We start from the raw sequence: 14,782 nt of genomic DNA, 5'->3' as shown, positions 1-14,782 counted from the left end.
CGCCCGTGCGGGCCGCCGGCGTCGGTCGGGTCAGAACACGGCCAGCGACGCGTTCGTGATGTCGGTCATCAGCATGTAGCCGGGCGTATGCGCGATCGCGAGCGGCAGCTTCGCGTCCATCAGCGCGGTTTGCGGCGTCACGCCGCACGCCCAGAACACCGGCAGTTCGCCGTCGCGCACCGTCACCGCGTCGCCGAAATCGGGCGCGCCGAGATCGGCGATGCCCAGTTCCTGCGGATGGCCGATATGGACCGGCGCGCCGTGCACGCCCGGGAACCGGCTCGTGATCTGCACCGCGCGGATCGCGTCGGCGCCGCGCAGCGGCCGCATCGACACGACCAGCTGGCCGCCGAAGATTCCCGCGCGCCGGTTCGGAATCGTCGTACGGTACATCGGCACGTTGCGACCCTCCTCGATGTGGCGCAGCCCGATCCCTTCGCGCGCCAGCATGTCCTCGAACGAGAACGAGCAGCCGATCGCGAACACGACGAAATCGTCGCGCCACAGCGCTTCGAGCGATTCGACCCGCTCCGTCAGGCGCCCGTCGCGGTAGACGTTGTAGCTCGGCACGTCGGTGCGGATGTCGAGATCCTCGCCGAGCACGTCGAGCCGGAACGCGCCGGGTTCGCCCACGCCCAGCAGCGGGCACGCTTTCGGGTTCGCCTGGCAGAAGCGCAGGAAGTCGTGCGCGTACGCGTTCGGCAGGATCGCGAGATTGGCTTGCGCGAACGGGCCGCACTGGCCGGCCGTCGGGCTGCGAAACGTGCCGTTGCGCACGGACTGGCGGAATTCGGTAGGCGTCATGATGGTCGCGGGCAGATCGATATGTCGTCGGAATGACGGTTGCGTCAGCGGATACGGCGAAGAATAGAAAAGAAAAAATTTTGTCGCCAACGAGTTTTTTTGCGTCGCGTGTATAGAATTTCTTTACACGAAGCCGGGTTTTCCCCAGTCCCGTTCATTTTTTCAGCGGGGCAAGCTGCGCGCCCAACGCCTTGCCGACCGCCATGAACACGCGTTTCCTCGAAACCTTCGTCACGCTCGCGAAGCTGCGCAACTTCCGCACGACGGCCGCCGCGCTGCATGCGACGCCGGCCGCGATCTCGCAGCGCCTGAAGGCGCTCGAGGACGAATTGCAGACCGTGCTCGTCGATCGCGACAGCCGCGAATTCCGGCTCACGCCGAACGGCGAGTACCTGCTCGGCTATGCGAAGGCCGTCGTCGAGGCGACACACGAGCTGCAGGCCGCCGCGGCCGGCGAAAGCGCGCTGCGCGGCAAGTTGCGGCTCGGCGTGATCGAGACGGTCGTGCACAGCTGGCTGCCGCATTACCTGCGCCGCCTCGCCGCCGACTATCCGCAACTGGAGATCGACCTGACCGTCGACGTCAGTGTCGTGCTGCAGCGCCGGCTGATGGCCGGCGAACTGGACCTGATCATTCGCGTGGAGGGAAGCGACGAGGCGTCGGTCGTCTGTGACGCGCTCGCGAACTATCCGGTGCGCTGGATCGCGCGCGCGGGGCTGCTGCCGACTGCGCGCGCCGGCCTCGCGCGGCAGGTGCTGCGCCAGCCGATCCTGACCTACGGGCGCGGTACCGCGCCGCACCGCGCGCTCGAGGACATCGTGCGCACGCTCGCGCACGCGCATGGCGTGCCGCTGTCGGAGACGCGCATCACCGGCTCGCCGTCGATCTCGGTGATCGTGCAGCTCGTGCGCGACGGCTTCGGCGTCGCCGCGATTCCGGTGCTGTTCGTGGATGCGCTGATCGCGAGCGGCGAGGTCGTCGAGCTGCCGCTGCAGCCGTCGCCGCCGTCGATCGTCGTGTCGATGTCACGGCGGGCGGACGCGCCGAAGTTCGTGCATGGCGCGTCGATCGCGGCACGCGCCGCGTGTCACGAGTATTGCGAGAAGAGCAACCGGCTGCTGGTCGAGGCGCTTTGATGTCGTGTGGCGATGCCGGGCGGATCACGCACGGCGCCTGAATCGCCCGTTCGGCGATCGGCTTACGCCGGCTGCCGCGCATGCGGCTGCGCGAGCTTGCCGTCGCCGTACTCGTGCAGCACCTGCGAGATCACCACGCGATAGCCGTCCAGCCAGCGCGCCTGCTTCGCCTTCGCTTCCAGATGCGCGGGATGCTGCATCAACTGCCGCAGCGCCGCCTCCGATTCCCAGTAGTAGACGTTCTGGATCAGCCCCGCCTCGGCGTTCTCCCACGTCTCCTCGCCGAGGTAGCCGGGCGTCGCGCGCGCCATGTCGGCGATCTGCCGGTCGAGGCGGTGGAATTCGTCGTCGTATTGCCCTGCGCGGAAAATGAAGGTCGATGCGTACATGCGCGCCCCATCGGAGACGGTTGAAAGAGCGCCAAGTGTAAGGCACGCGCGGCGTGCCGCCGGTGTCACGCGGTGAGCGCGATGGAAGCGTGCCGATCGTCGAGCCACGCGTCGATGCGCGGGGCGTCGGTGCGCGTGCCCGCCGTGGCGGCCGGCATGGCGGCGAGTGCGTTCCCCGCACGTTCGAGTGCCTGCGCAAAGCCGCGCAATTCGGCCGTCGCCGGCCGGTCGTCAAGACGACGGCGTGCGAGCGCCGCCTCGATACGTGCGTCGATCAACGCGCGCTGCGCGTCGATGAAGTCGATGCACAACGCGCGGCAATGTGCGGACACCGATGCGACCGCCAGCAGCACCGGCACGATCGACATCGTCAGGTAACCGCCGGGCGCAAGCCGCGCCAACGCCGCGCGCACCTGCGGTCCGCCGTCGATCAGCGATGCGAACACCGCGTCGCGCCATACCGCACGCTCGAACGCGAGCGCATCGCGAAACGTGTCGAGCGCCGCGCGGTCCGCGAGCTGCCCTGCCGTCACGAGCGGCAGCGCCGACGCCATATCGACGGAAGCCGTGCCGTCGTCCGCGCCGACGATGCAATTCGCACCGAGCCACGCCGTCTCGTCGCGCCGCCCGGCGAGCACGCGGGATTGCAGGCGGTCCGGCAGCATCGGATCGAGCGGCACGGCGCCGCAGATCGAAGGCTTGTCCGCATGCACGCTGCAGCGGCCGTCGTCGGCCAATGCAGGACAGCGCCCGAGCGACGGATAGTCGTAGCCCTGAAGCGTCAGCGCAATCCATTCGTCGTTCGCGCCGCGTGCGCGGTGGAACAACGCGTTCGCGAGCGCATCGCAGGCGGCGATGTCGTCCGCGTCGAGCGCATGCTCGCGTCCGCCCGCGCGCGTTCGTTCACCGATGCGCCGCTTCGGCACACGATGGATCGTCAGCGCGCCGACGAAGCGGTGCCGATGCCGGAACAGTTCGCGCAACGACAGCGTCGGCGCGCTGTTGCAGCAGCGGCCGCACGCATTGCACGCGAGGCGGTAGTCGTCTACCACGGCCGCCGCACCGAGTCCTGATAGCGTGTCAGGATGAAATGCGCGACGTCGTGCGAGTGATACGCGGCGACGAGCTGCGCGACCCACGGCTTCGTGCGGTCGGCGTCGCGCACGGTCAGCACGTTCGCATACGGCGAGCGCGCATCCTCGAGATTGATGCTGTCGCGCGCCGGTTGCAGCCCAGCGCGCGCGGCGTCCTCGTAGTCGATCGCGACGAACGCGGCCGAGTCGAGCGCCGCATGCAGCCGGTCGCGGCGCAGCGCGACGAACTTCAGCGCGAGCCGGTTGCCCGTCACGTCGCGCAGCGTCGCGTGCAGGCCGGCCTGGTCGCGCAGCGTCACCAGCGTGTCGTTCTGCAGCAGCACGAGCGCGCGAGCCATCCCGCGCGGATCGGCCGGGATCGCGACCGTCGCGCCGGGCTGCAGTTCGTTCAGACTCCTGATCTTTCGTGAATAGAGCGCCATCGGCAGCGTGACGGTCGGCGCGACGGCGTTCAGTGCATGACCTTTCGCCGTGCGCGTCGCGGCAAGGCGCTGCGCGTCCTCGAAGCTCGCCGCGTCGATCCTGCCGTCGGCGAGCGCGGTATCGATGCGCGACGCGTCGTCGAATTCGACGACGTCGACATTCAGCCCGCGCGTGGCGGCGACACGCTTCACCTCGTCCAGGATGTCCGCATGCACGCCGCGCGTCACGCCGACGCGGATCGTCGACGTGACGGTTTCGGCCGCAACGATCCAGCCCGAATGGGCGACACCGCACGCAACGATCAACGACGCGGCAACGCAATGCATCACCCGCTTCATGACGCATCCCTCAGAATCGTGCGGAACCCGATATGCGATGCACCGAGATCCGCTTCCTGCTGCTCGCGCGACGACGCGCGATAGCGCACGCAGTAATCGCGCGAGCACAGGAACGAGCCGCCCTTGATCACCATCGGCGTGTCGTGCCGGCGCGTCGGCGGTGCGACGGCCGCCGTGTCGCCGTTCGTGTGCGACTGATGCTGGCCCGTGTATGTGTCCTTCGTCCATTCCCACGCGTTGCCGATCATGTCGTACAGATGGAAACCGTTCGCCGCATAACAGCCGACCGGTGCGAGGCCCGCGTGGCCGTCCTCGGCCGTATCGAGCACCGGGAACGCGCCCTGCCAGTAGTTCGCGGCCGGCTTGCCCTGCGCGTCGCGCGGCGCCGCATCGAGCGACGCGTCGTCGCGACCGGCCTTGCCCGCGTATTCCCATTCGGCTTCGGTCGGCAGATCGCGGCCGAGCCAGCGCGCATACGCGAGCGCGTCGCGCTGCGTGACGAGCGTGACGGGCAGGTTGCCGAGCCCGTCGACGCTGCTGCCGGGGCCGCGCGGCTGCCGCCACGATGCGCCCTTCACCCAGGTCCACCATGCGAGGTCGCGCGCGTTCAGCTCGTCGCGCGTCGGCACGTGAAACACGGCCGCGCCGCCCTGCTGCTCGGCCTCGGTCACGTAGCCGGTCGCCTGCACGAACGCGGCGAACTGCGCGATCGTCACGTCGGTCTGGTCGATCCAGAAGCCGCCGACGCGCGTCTTGCCGTCGCCCGCCGGACGCTCGTCCGCATAGCCGCGTGTGCTGCCGAACACGAACGCGCCGCCGCTCAGGTGCACCATCCCGGCCTTCGGGTCGTCGCGCCACTTCGCGGGCAGGCCCGAGTAGCGCTCGCACTGCCGCTCCGAGCCGAGCGGCACGAGCGGGCGGCCGCGATTCGCGTCGTCGAAGGCGCCGGCGGGCGGCGCCGACGGGCTCGCATAGCCGACGGCGAACGCAGCCGCGAACAGCGTGGCCGCGAGCGCCGCGCCGAGTGTCCGGAAGCGGAACCGCATCGTGCCGTCCTCAGTAGTAGCCGCGCGGACGCAGCGATTCCACCCCGCCGACGTTGCTCATGTACGTCTTCCACTGGTCGACGAGCGTGCTGATCACCGACGGGTTCTGCGCCGACACGTCGGTCGTCTCGCCGCGATCCGCTGCAAGGTCGTACAGCTGCCAGTGGCCATCGAGCGGCCCGAGCGGCGGCTCGGTCCACAACGCCTTCCAGCGGCCGTCGGCGCTGCGCAGGTATGCGCGGCCGTACGCTTCGTCGCCGAACGGCGTGGTATGCACCTCGCCCGTCGCCGAGCCGGTGAGCACCGGCAGCAGCGACTGGCCCGTCGGCGGATAGACGTAGCGGTTGTTGTAGACGACCTTGCCCTTGTTCTGGTCGACGCCCGTCAGCGTGTTCACGAGCGGCGGCGCCGGTTGCGACGGCGGCGTGACGCCCGCGACCGCGAGGAAGGTCGCCGTGTTGTCGGTCACGTGCGTGAACGCGCGCAGCGTCGGCAACTGGCGTGTCTGCCCCGGCAGCCGCACGATCGTCGGCGTCGACACGCCGCCTTCGGCCGAATAACCCTTCGTGAGCCGGAACGGCGTCGCGCTCACTTCGGCCCAGCGCAGCCCGTACTGCAGCCGTTGCGCGTTCTGCTTGCCGTTGTCGGTGCCGAGCGTCGAATAGACCGGCTCCTGCCCGTTCGCGGTGTCGGTCGCCGTCGGGTCCGCGCCGGAGTCGATCGGCCAGCCTTCCGCGCCGTTGTCCGACTGGAACATGATGAACGTGTTGTCGTATTCGCCGATGTCCTTCAGGTGCTGGATCAGGAGGCCGATGTTGTAGTCGAGATTCTCGACCATCCCCGCGTAGATTTCCATGTAGCGCGCCTGCGCGCGGCGCTCGGCCGGGCTCAGGCTCGCCCACAGCTTGTCGACCTTGCCGGTGCCGTAGTCGCTGTAGCCGTCGGCGGCGGAATGCACGGCGCTGATGTACTTCGCGTTCGCGGTGCCGTTGTTCGCCGTCGCCGGCGACGCGGCCGTCGTTTCGGGCAGGCCGTCGAACGGCTTGAAGTCGGCGGGGATCAGGCCGAGCGCCTTCTGCCGCGCGATCCGCGCGTTGCGGATCGCATCGTAGCCGGCGTCGTATACGCCCGCGTACTTGTGCAGCCACGGGTCCGGCACCTGCAGCGGCCAGTGCGGCGACGTGTAGGCCGCGTACGCGAAGAACGGCTTGCCGTCCTGCCTGTTCGCATCGATGTACGAGATCAGCTTCTGCGTATAGAAGTCCGTCGAGTAGAACACGGCCGGATTGCCGCCCGCGCCGCCCGGCTGTCCGGGCTGGCCCGGCTGCACGTAGCTGCCGTCTTCCGTGTAGTTCGACGAGCCGGCCGGCTCGTGCGCGAAATGGTTCGTCGCCGCGCCGCCGAGCAGCACGTAGCTGCGCTCGAAGCCCCACTGGTCGGGCGTCTGTCCGCTGCCCGTCGCACTGCCGACGATCCCCGAGCCGATGTGCCACTTGCCGGCGATGTACGTGTGATAGCCGGCGTCCTTCAGTAGTTGTGCGAACGACAGCGCGCGATCGTTCAGGTAGCCCTCGTAGCCGGGCAGCGCGCGCCGCTCGTCGGTCGGCACGCCCATCGTGCCTTCGCCGACGAGGTGGTGGTCGGTGCCGGAAATCAGCATCGCGCGCGTGATCGCGCAGACGGTGCCCGTGTGGTGGTTCGACAGGATGCGGCCCGACGCGACGAGCGCGTCGAGGTTCGGCGTGTTGATCTCGCCGCCGAATGCATGGATGTCGGAGTAGCCGAGATCGTCGGCCATGATGTACAGGATGTTCGGGCGCTTCGCGGCCTGCGGCGGTGTCGCGGCCGACTGCGACGGCGCATCGCTGTCGACGCCCCCGCACGATGCGAGCGACAACACGCCGGCAATCGCGGCGCAGACGACACGGAAACGGAAGGCATGCAACGGCGACGCGGACTTTTTCATTTTGTCGAACGCTCGATTACGGATCGGCGATCTTAGCGGCGCCCGCGCGGCGCCCAAAGTCGGATTCGTCACATGCTAACGGGAAGCAGGAATATGCACGCCGCCCGTTGATCGACGACTCGCGCCGTCATGCACGCGTTGCGTCAGTTGCGTCCGCCGAGGGTACCGCCGTCGTTCACCGCGAGCGCGTTGACCGTCACGCCGTGTCCGGCGAGTTCCAGCGCCCACGTGCGCGTGCAACCGACGAGCGCGCTCGCGCGCGGCGCATGCACGACCCGCACCGATTGTCCGTCAGGCGCAGAAAACGCGTGTGGTCGCCGTCGTCCGCGTCTTCCGCATCGCCCGATCCTGCGGCGTCGCTACGTAGCGTGAACGCTGCGCCGCGGCACGCGCTCGCCGTCGGCGTCGTCCGATGCCAGCATGCGCGGAATCTCGTCGACGAACGCATCGATGACGACGCGCACCTTCGACGGCACGTTGCGCGACGCCGGCCGCACCGCGAACACTTCGGCGCCCGACACGCTGTCGCTGTCCATCACGAGCGCGAGACGCCCGTCGCGCACGTACGGCGCCATCAGCCAGCACGGCAGCCACGCGAGGCCCGCGCCGGCTGCGGCCGCGTCCGCGATCGCCAGCAGGTCGTCGAACCGCAGGCGGCCGGCCGGGCGATGGTCGTGCACCGCGCCGTCCGGGCCGATGATCCGCCACGGCGTCGGCTGCCCGCCGCGCGAATACGCGATGCCGACGTGCGACGCGAGCTCGTCGGATCCAGTCGGCCGGCCGTGACGTTCGAGATACGCCGGCGATGCGCAAATGCCCATCCTCTGTACGCCAAGCCGCCGCCCGACGAGCGTGCTCGTATCCGCAAGCTCGCCGATGCGCACCGCGATGTCGAAGCCGTCGTTGACCAGGTCGGCCAGGCGATCGCTGAACGACACGTCGATTTCAAGCCGCGGATAGCGCTCGATGATGCGCCGTACGACGGGCGCCACACATTGCCGGCCGAACAGCACGGGCACGCTGATCCGCACGCGCCCGGCCGGCTCGCGCCGGCCCGAGTCGAGCGCGGCCTCCGTCTCGCCGAGTTCCACCAGCAACCGCCGGCACTGCTCGTAATAGACGAGCCCTTCGTCGGTCAAGCCGAGCTGGCGCGTCGTGCGCTGCAAGAGCCGCGCGCCGAGCCGTTGTTCGAGACGCGCGACGATCTTCGCCACGGCCGAGCGCGTCATGCCGAGGCGCAGCGCCGCCGCGGCGAAGCTGCCCGACTCGACGACGTCGACAAATTCGGCGATGCCTCTCAGCCGCTCGTCCATGCAGTTCCACTCCGATGGGATGACAGGTTTGTATCCGTGCCGGCGACAATCGTTGGCCGAATAATCGCCAATGCGTCCGGACGCGCAACACTATGATAGTCCGGTCTATCTCGAAAAAGGAGTCGACATGCACGCATGGCAAATCAGACCGGGGGACGGCATTGCCGCGCTCCGGCGCATCGACGCGACGCGTCGCCCCGTCGGGCCAACCGACGTCGTCGTGAAAATCCACTCGGCAGGCCTGAACTACCGCGACCTGATGTTCGCGCGCGGCGACTATCTCGGCATCGGCAAGGACGCGCTGATTCCTGTCGCCGACGGCGCCGGCGAGGTCGTCGAAACCGGCCGCGACGTCACGCGCTTCAAGCCGGGCGATCGCGTGATCAACACGTACTTCCCGCGCTGGATCGACGGGCCGCCCACGCCGCAGAAAGTCTCCGGTTCGCCCGGCGCGCAATTCGACGGCGTGCTGGCCGAGCACTTCGTGTCCGACGAAGCGGCGCTGGTCGCGATTCCCGCGCATCTCGACTACGACGAAGCGGCGACGCTGTCGTGCGCGGGCATCACCGCATGGAACGCGCTGTTCGCCGACGGCGGCGCGGGGCCGGGCTCGACCGTTGTGCTGCTCGGCACGGGCGGCGTCTCGATCGTCGCACTGCAGCTCGCGCACGCGGCGGGCCTGCGCACGATCGTCACGTCGTCGAGCGACGCGAAACTCGAACGCGCCCGCGCACTCGGTGCGGATGCAACGATCAACTATCGCGCGACGCCCGAGTGGCAGCACGAAGTGCTGCGGCTCACCGGCGGTGCGGGCGCGGATCTCGTCGTGGAAGTCGGCGGACACGACACGCTGCCGCGCTCGGTCGCCGCGACGAAGCTGGGCGGCGTCGTGTCGGTGATCGGCGGCGTCAGCGGGTTCGGCGGCCCCGAACTCGGGCTGCTGTCGCTGATCGGCGGCATTCGGAAACTGCACGGGATCATGGTCGGCAGCCGCGCGATGCTCGACGACGTCGTGCGGCTCGTCGATGCGAAACGGATCAGGCCGGTGGTCGATCGCGTGTTCGGCTTCGACGAGGCGCCGCAAGCGTATGCGTACCTGCAGTCGGGCCAGCATTTCGGCAAGGTCGTGATTCGCGTCGCTTCGTAACGGATGGATGAAGGCGGCCGCCGCCGCCTTCTTTCCCGCACACCCGGAACCCGTGCCGGATCCCCGGACGTCCCCGGATCGCCGGCTTCGCGACGCCGGTCGTCGCGTCGTCGCGTCGTCGCGTCGTCGCGTCGTCGCGTTGTAGCGTTGTAGCGCACCGTCGTGTACACGTATCGCGCGCCGACGAACGACGCAGGCATGAACCGAACCTTGCCGTTCACTTCGACGTTCCGATACCTGATCGACGTTACCGTCGCGCCGTTCGTCGAACGGACGCGGCATGCGCCGCGCGTCAGATCTTCGCGGTCAGCGTGATCCCGACCGTGCGCGGATCGCCGTACAGCACCGGATACGCGCCATACGACGGCAGCAGCTCGAGCTTCTTGTAAACCTTGTTCGTCAGGTTCGTCACGTAGCCCGTCACGATGTATTTCTGGTTCGGCGTCGTGTACGACACATGCGCGTTCAGCACCGTATAGCCGCCTTGCCAGAGCTGCGGCATCGTCTGCCGCGTCGCGCTGAAATATTCGCGGCTGCGGTAGTTCACGTCGCCCCCGGCCGTCAACGTGCCGAACGACACCGGCACGCGATAGTCGAAGCCCGCGTTCAGCGTCGTATGCGGCGAACGCGCGAACGAGTTGCCGACGGCCGTCGGCACGTAGCGGAACTCCGTGAAGCGCGTGTTCAGCATCCCGAGGTTCGCGAACAGGTACAGGCTGTTGACCGGCTGCGCCTTCAGCTCGAGTTCGAAGCCGTCCGCGCGCCCCTGCCCCGCATTCGACAACGTCGACACCGGCGGCCCGCCGAACGGGTTCGGCGCGAGCGCGAATACCTGGATGTCGCGATAGTCGTAGTGGAACACGCTCGCGTTGACGATCAGCCGCTTGTCGAACCACTCGCTCTTGATGCCGATCTCGTAGTCGGTCAGGTACTCCGGCGACACGGTGGACACCGTGCTCTGCGTATACGCGTTGCCGTTGTAGCCGCCCGAGCGGAAACCGCGTGCATAGCGGAAATATGCGCGCACGTTGTTGCTGAGCGCATATTCCGGCGTGAGATCCCAGGTCGGCGCACGCCACGTGTTCGTCTGGTTCTGCTGCGCGCTGACCGCGAGCGGCGACGACACCGACGACGGCGACCACCAGCTGTTCGGATCGCTGAACGTCACGCTGCCCGTGCCCTGCAGCCCCGTCAGATTGATGGTCTTGCGCTCGATCGTGTAACGCAGCCCGCCCGTCACGTTGAAACGGTCGGTGAAACGGTACTTGACGCTGCCGAAGATCGCCGCGCTCTGCGTGTGCTGCGTGAGGTCGGTCTGGTGGTAGAACGCGGGCGATGGCGCGCCCGGCAGGCCGCCGCCGGCGCCCTGCTCGGCCAGTTGCTCGGTAAACAGGTGCGTGCCGACCAGCCAGCTCAGCCGCTCGCTCTGCGGCGATTCGAGCCGGAACTCCTGCGAGAACTGGCGGCTCGACAGGCGGTCATGCGAGCGTGCCGCATCGAACGGCGAATAGTCCTCGTCGTCCTGATACCAGCGGTGCAGCCCTTCGAACGCCGTGATCGACGTCAGCGACACCGCCGGGTTGATGCGCCAGTGCGCGGTGAGCGACGTACCCCAAGTCGAGATGTGATCGCTCGACGGCGCATTGAGCGACACCGTGTACGGATCGGTCGACCCGACGAAGCCGAACTGGTTCGCGCCGCCGCGACCCGCGCCCTCCGCGTGCCATGCATCGCCGCCGCCCGTGTAGTTGCGGCCGTGGATGTTGAACAGGAAATCGGTGTCGGACGTCGGCACGGCCAGCACCTGGAAGCGCACCGCGTTGTCGTGGAAGCCGCCGAAGCGCCCTTGCTGCACGGTGTTCGTGTAAACACTGTCGGCATTCTCGTGATACACCGACACGCGCGCGGCCAGCACGTCGTTCTTGCCGATCGGACCGCCGATCGCGGCTTCCGCGAGCCGGCTGTTGTACTGGCCGAGGCCGAGCTTGCCGTAGCCGCTCACGTCGAAGGTCGGCTTCTGCGACGTGATGCTGAGCGCGCCGCCGACGGTATTCTTGCCCCACAGCGTGCCCTGCGGCCCGCGCAGCACCTCGATGCGATCGAGGTCGAACAGCGGAAAACCCTGCCCGAACACGCTGTTGATGTATACGTCGTCGAAGTACACGCCGATCGGGCTCAGCGAAAGGTCCGAAGGATCGTTGCTGCCGACGCCGCGCAGGAACCAGCGCGGCCGTTCGCGGCCCTCGGTCGATTGTCCGTTGAAGTTCGGCACGTACTTCGTCACGTCGTTGATCACGCGCAACTCGTTGTTCTTGATCGCGTCGCCGCTCAGCGCACTCACCGCGACCGGCACGTCCTGAATGCGCTCCTTGCGCCGGCGCGCGGTCACGGTCACCGTGCCGAGATTCGCTTCGCGTACGGTCGACCCGCGATTCGCGCCGGTGGTCTTCGGCGCTGCCGCGGTCGCGTCGTCCGACGCCTGTTGCGCCGGCTTCGCGTCCGGCGCCCCCGCGGTCGCCGCGCCATCCTCTGCCCATGCGGGCAACGATACGGTGCCGCCCGTCAGCAGTCCCCCCAGCGCGGTGACGATTAGTTTTTTCCTGAACATCGATGAGTCATCCTGTTTGATCGGTTGAACGCACGTGCGTGCGCGACGCACGGGTTCTGTATTGCAATTCGGATGCCAGCATCGAGAAGCCCGTCACACGGGGCTGCCGGCACGCGCACGGTGCCGGCGTTGCTGCATACGCATCTGTGGAAGAAAGCAAACTGCTGGTCTCGCAACACCGGCAGCCAAGATCGTCAGGATAGCTTTGCAGGCAGCGGCTGCGCCGCACCGCGACGGCTCCCGGCGAACCGCAGCGCGAACGCCACCAGCACGACCACCGGCAGCCAGCACAGAAACACGGCCTGCAATCCGACGACCGGCACGAGCGCACTGCCGGCCAGCGGTCCGCAGAACGCGCCGGCCATCGACGCGAGGTTGTACAGGCTCGACACCTGGCTCTTGTCGGCCGGGTGGCGGCCCAGGTGCTGCATGTTGACGAGATGCAGCAGCGATGACCCGGCGCACAGCGCGGCGAGCCCTGCGCCGACGATCCACGCGTCGCGCGCGAGGCCGAGCGCGAGCAGCCCGGCGATGCCGCCTGCGAGACCGAACGCATGGCAACGGCGCCCGGTCATCCGCTGGGCGACATTGCCGAGCCCGAACAACGCGATCACCGCAACGGCACCCTGCAAGGTGAGCAGCGCGACGGCGCGCGTCTGCGACAGTCCGAGCGACTGAATCGCGAGCACCACCGTATACGTGCCGACGAGCGAGCGTGTCGCGCTGTTCACGGCCTCCAGCACGAGTTGCTCGCGCACGTCGTGGCTCCACGCGAGCGCGAGCAGCGCGCGCAGCGTGCCCGTTTCAGGCCGTGCGCGGCGCGGCGGCTGCTCGGCGTCGCCAAGCAGCATCCGGCTGAACAACGCCATGCCCGCGAAGCTCGCCGACGCCGCGCAGAACGTCGCGACCGCGCCGTGCGCGCCGATCAGCCAGCTCGCGAGCCACGGCCCCGCCATGCCGGTTCCGACCGACATGGCCGCGCGATACCAGCCCGCGCGCGCGAGGCCGATCTGCGCGAGACGCGCAAGGAATACGCCGTTGATCGACACGATCCGGAACGGGATGCATAGCCCGATCAGCCCCTGCGTGAGCGCGATCAGCGGCCACGCGCCGGTAAACGGCACGATGAGATTGAGCAGCATCGGCCCCATGCTCGCGGCGAAGTACACGCGCCGCGCGCCGTAGCGCGCGACGAGCAGCCCGGCAGGCAGGGTCATCAGTGCAATGCCGAGGGGCTCCATCGCGGCGATGATGCCGAGCCGCGCGCTGTCGACGCCGAGTGCCAGCGCATACAACGTCGTCGCGAGCTGCGCCATGCTGATCGTCGTGCCGCTCGCGAGCGCGAGCAGCATGAAGCCGCCGGTGAAGCGCTCGCGCCGCCATGCGCCGGCGACGCGTGCCGGCACGCTCACCGCGCGGCGTCGCGAAACGATGCCGCGATGCCGTCGAGCGCACGCCGGTCGATCCACGCGCGCACGTCGAAGTCGGCGGGCAGGAACCGCCAGTCGACCAGGAAACGCTTGAAATCGTCGAGCGCGGCGATCGACGCTTCGTCGAGATCCGTGCGCAGCCGCCGGTGGACGTCCGCGCCATAAGCCAGCCGCAGCCAGTCGTGGCCCGACCCCGTCTCGCGGCCGAGATAGCCGAGCACTTCCTCTTCGTGCTCGCGCGCCCAGCCTTCGACATCCGTCACGCGCGCGAGGAAGCGGCTGACGATGTCGGGATGGCGCTCGAGCGTCGCTGCGTTGACGGTCAGCGGCCGCGGCGAACCGTTGTTGATGCGGATCTGCGGATCGGGATGAAAGCCGATGTCGACGACCGGCTGCGCGCCGATCAGGTGCGCGGCTTCGAGCCCGAGCGAGCCTTTCACGTAGATCGCATCGACGTCGCCCCGCACCAGCGCGGCCGCTTCGGCTGCATAGAGCCGCCGGCTCGACAGGCTCGCCGGATGGCTGAATGCCGCGTCGCGGGTCACGGGGGTCGACACCGGCGCGCGCAGGTTCGACGCCGGTACGTCGACCCATTCGACGTCGCCGGGGCCGAGCCCGTCGAGCGACAGCGCACTGACGAAGCCGCGCAGCGCCGCCGCGCGGAAGATGTCGATGCGCTCGCCGTCGCGGCGCGGCAGGCCGATGCGGCGCCCGCGCAGGTCTTTCGGCCGCGTCAGGCCGGCTTCCGGCAGCGCGACGATCACCTGGGCCTCGTCGACCCAGGTCAGCGCGACCACACGCGTGTCGGCGCCGGACGCGCGCGCCCACAGCGCCGGAATGCTGCCGCCCTGCCGGAACGCGTTGTCGAGCGAATGATCGACGTGCGCGTGATGCAGCGCCGCGTGCTGGCTTTCCTGCAATGCGCGTACGGTGATGCCGTCGCCGGCGAATTCGCTGTCGAGCCAGCCGAGATGCGCGGCAATGCCGAGCGGCGTCGGTACCGGACAGCGCGTGTACCAGATCGACTGGACGTTGTGTGAAGCCGTGGTGCTCATGGATGCGTTCGCAAAGGAAGTCTTGAAGGGCGC

At 68.6% G+C, this 14,782-nt stretch carries 12 protein-coding genes and 1 pseudogene; 2 read left to right on the top strand and 11 right to left on the bottom strand.

Features of this window, described 5'->3' with window-relative positions:
* Nucleotides 1-30 precede the first annotated feature (30 nt).
* On the bottom strand, nucleotides 31-804 hold the full coding sequence (locus DIE04_RS11415) for a putative hydro-lyase (RefSeq protein ID WP_124487714.1): 774 nt from the start codon (nucleotides 802-804) through the stop codon (nucleotides 31-33).
* Between the two features lie 203 nt (nucleotides 805-1,007).
* Here DIE04_RS11415 and DIE04_RS11410 point away from each other — a divergent pair, with 203 nt between their 5' ends.
* Nucleotides 1,008-1,940: a LysR family transcriptional regulator gene (locus DIE04_RS11410; RefSeq protein WP_124520398.1), complete on the top strand. Its 933-nt coding sequence runs from the start codon at nucleotides 1,008-1,010 to the stop codon at nucleotides 1,938-1,940.
* 62 nt (nucleotides 1,941-2,002) lie between these two features.
* Here the strand turns inward: DIE04_RS11410 and DIE04_RS11405 are convergent, their stop codons facing one another.
* From DIE04_RS11405 to DIE04_RS11375, 7 genes and pseudogenes are all read right to left on the bottom strand, one after another.
* Nucleotides 2,003-2,329: an antibiotic biosynthesis monooxygenase gene (locus tag DIE04_RS11405; RefSeq protein ID WP_124520399.1), complete on the bottom strand. Its 327-nt coding sequence runs from the start codon at nucleotides 2,327-2,329 to the stop codon at nucleotides 2,003-2,005.
* A 65-nt stretch (nucleotides 2,330-2,394) separates the two neighbouring features.
* Nucleotides 2,395-3,381, bottom strand: a complete 987-nt coding sequence (locus DIE04_RS11400) for a YkgJ family cysteine cluster protein (protein WP_124520400.1) — start codon at nucleotides 3,379-3,381, stop codon at nucleotides 2,395-2,397.
* Nucleotides 3,375-4,184 (bottom strand): MetQ/NlpA family lipoprotein, encoded by an 810-nt coding sequence (locus tag DIE04_RS11395; protein ID WP_124520401.1) that lies wholly within the window; start codon nucleotides 4,182-4,184, stop codon nucleotides 3,375-3,377. The genes DIE04_RS11400 and DIE04_RS11395 overlap by 7 nt, the downstream gene beginning before the upstream one ends.
* A complete protein-coding gene (locus DIE04_RS11390; protein WP_124520402.1) occupies nucleotides 4,181-5,230 on the bottom strand; it encodes a formylglycine-generating enzyme family protein in 1,050 nt (349 codons plus the stop codon). Before DIE04_RS11390 ends, DIE04_RS11395 begins: the two co-directional genes overlap by 4 nt.
* A gap of 10 nt (nucleotides 5,231-5,240) precedes the next feature.
* Complete coding sequence (locus DIE04_RS11385; protein ID WP_124520403.1) at nucleotides 5,241-7,196, bottom strand: arylsulfatase; 1,956 nt, start codon at nucleotides 7,194-7,196, stop codon at nucleotides 5,241-5,243.
* A 179-nt stretch (nucleotides 7,197-7,375) separates the two neighbouring features.
* Nucleotides 7,376-7,453: pseudogene (locus tag DIE04_RS11380) on the bottom strand (short-chain dehydrogenase); the annotation flags it as partial.
* A 102-nt stretch (nucleotides 7,454-7,555) separates the two neighbouring features.
* On the bottom strand, nucleotides 7,556-8,509 hold the full coding sequence (locus DIE04_RS11375) for a LysR family transcriptional regulator (protein ID WP_124487720.1): 954 nt from the start codon (nucleotides 8,507-8,509) through the stop codon (nucleotides 7,556-7,558).
* 127 nt (nucleotides 8,510-8,636) lie between these two features.
* On the opposite strand from DIE04_RS11375, the gene DIE04_RS11370 reads away from it, so the two are divergent.
* On the top strand, nucleotides 8,637-9,656 hold the full coding sequence (locus DIE04_RS11370) for an NAD(P)-dependent alcohol dehydrogenase (RefSeq protein WP_124487721.1): 1,020 nt from the start codon (nucleotides 8,637-8,639) through the stop codon (nucleotides 9,654-9,656).
* 292 nt (nucleotides 9,657-9,948) lie between these two features.
* Here DIE04_RS11370 and DIE04_RS11365 read toward each other — a convergent pair whose 3' ends face one another.
* The 3 genes from DIE04_RS11365 to DIE04_RS11350 all read right to left on the bottom strand — a co-directional run bounded on the left by DIE04_RS11365 (nucleotide 9,949) and on the right by DIE04_RS11350 (nucleotide 14,749).
* On the bottom strand, nucleotides 9,949-12,264 hold the full coding sequence (locus DIE04_RS11365) for a TonB-dependent receptor (protein WP_124521957.1): 2,316 nt from the start codon (nucleotides 12,262-12,264) through the stop codon (nucleotides 9,949-9,951).
* Between the two features lie 194 nt (nucleotides 12,265-12,458).
* A complete protein-coding gene (locus DIE04_RS11355) occupies nucleotides 12,459-13,676 on the bottom strand; it encodes an MFS transporter (protein WP_124487724.1) in 1,218 nt (405 codons plus the stop codon).
* On the bottom strand, nucleotides 13,673-14,749 hold the full coding sequence (locus tag DIE04_RS11350) for an ABC transporter substrate-binding protein (RefSeq protein ID WP_124487725.1): 1,077 nt from the start codon (nucleotides 14,747-14,749) through the stop codon (nucleotides 13,673-13,675). The genes DIE04_RS11355 and DIE04_RS11350 overlap by 4 nt, the downstream gene beginning before the upstream one ends.
* Between the last annotated feature and the right edge of the window lie 33 nt (nucleotides 14,750-14,782).

It is taken from the genome of Burkholderia sp. Bp8994, from assembly GCF_003853805.1.
In the GTDB taxonomy this organism is placed as follows: Bacteria; Pseudomonadota; Gammaproteobacteria; order Burkholderiales; family Burkholderiaceae; genus Burkholderia.
Note: the sequence above shows the minus strand (reverse complement) of the source record. Positions and strands in the feature narration are given on the sequence as shown.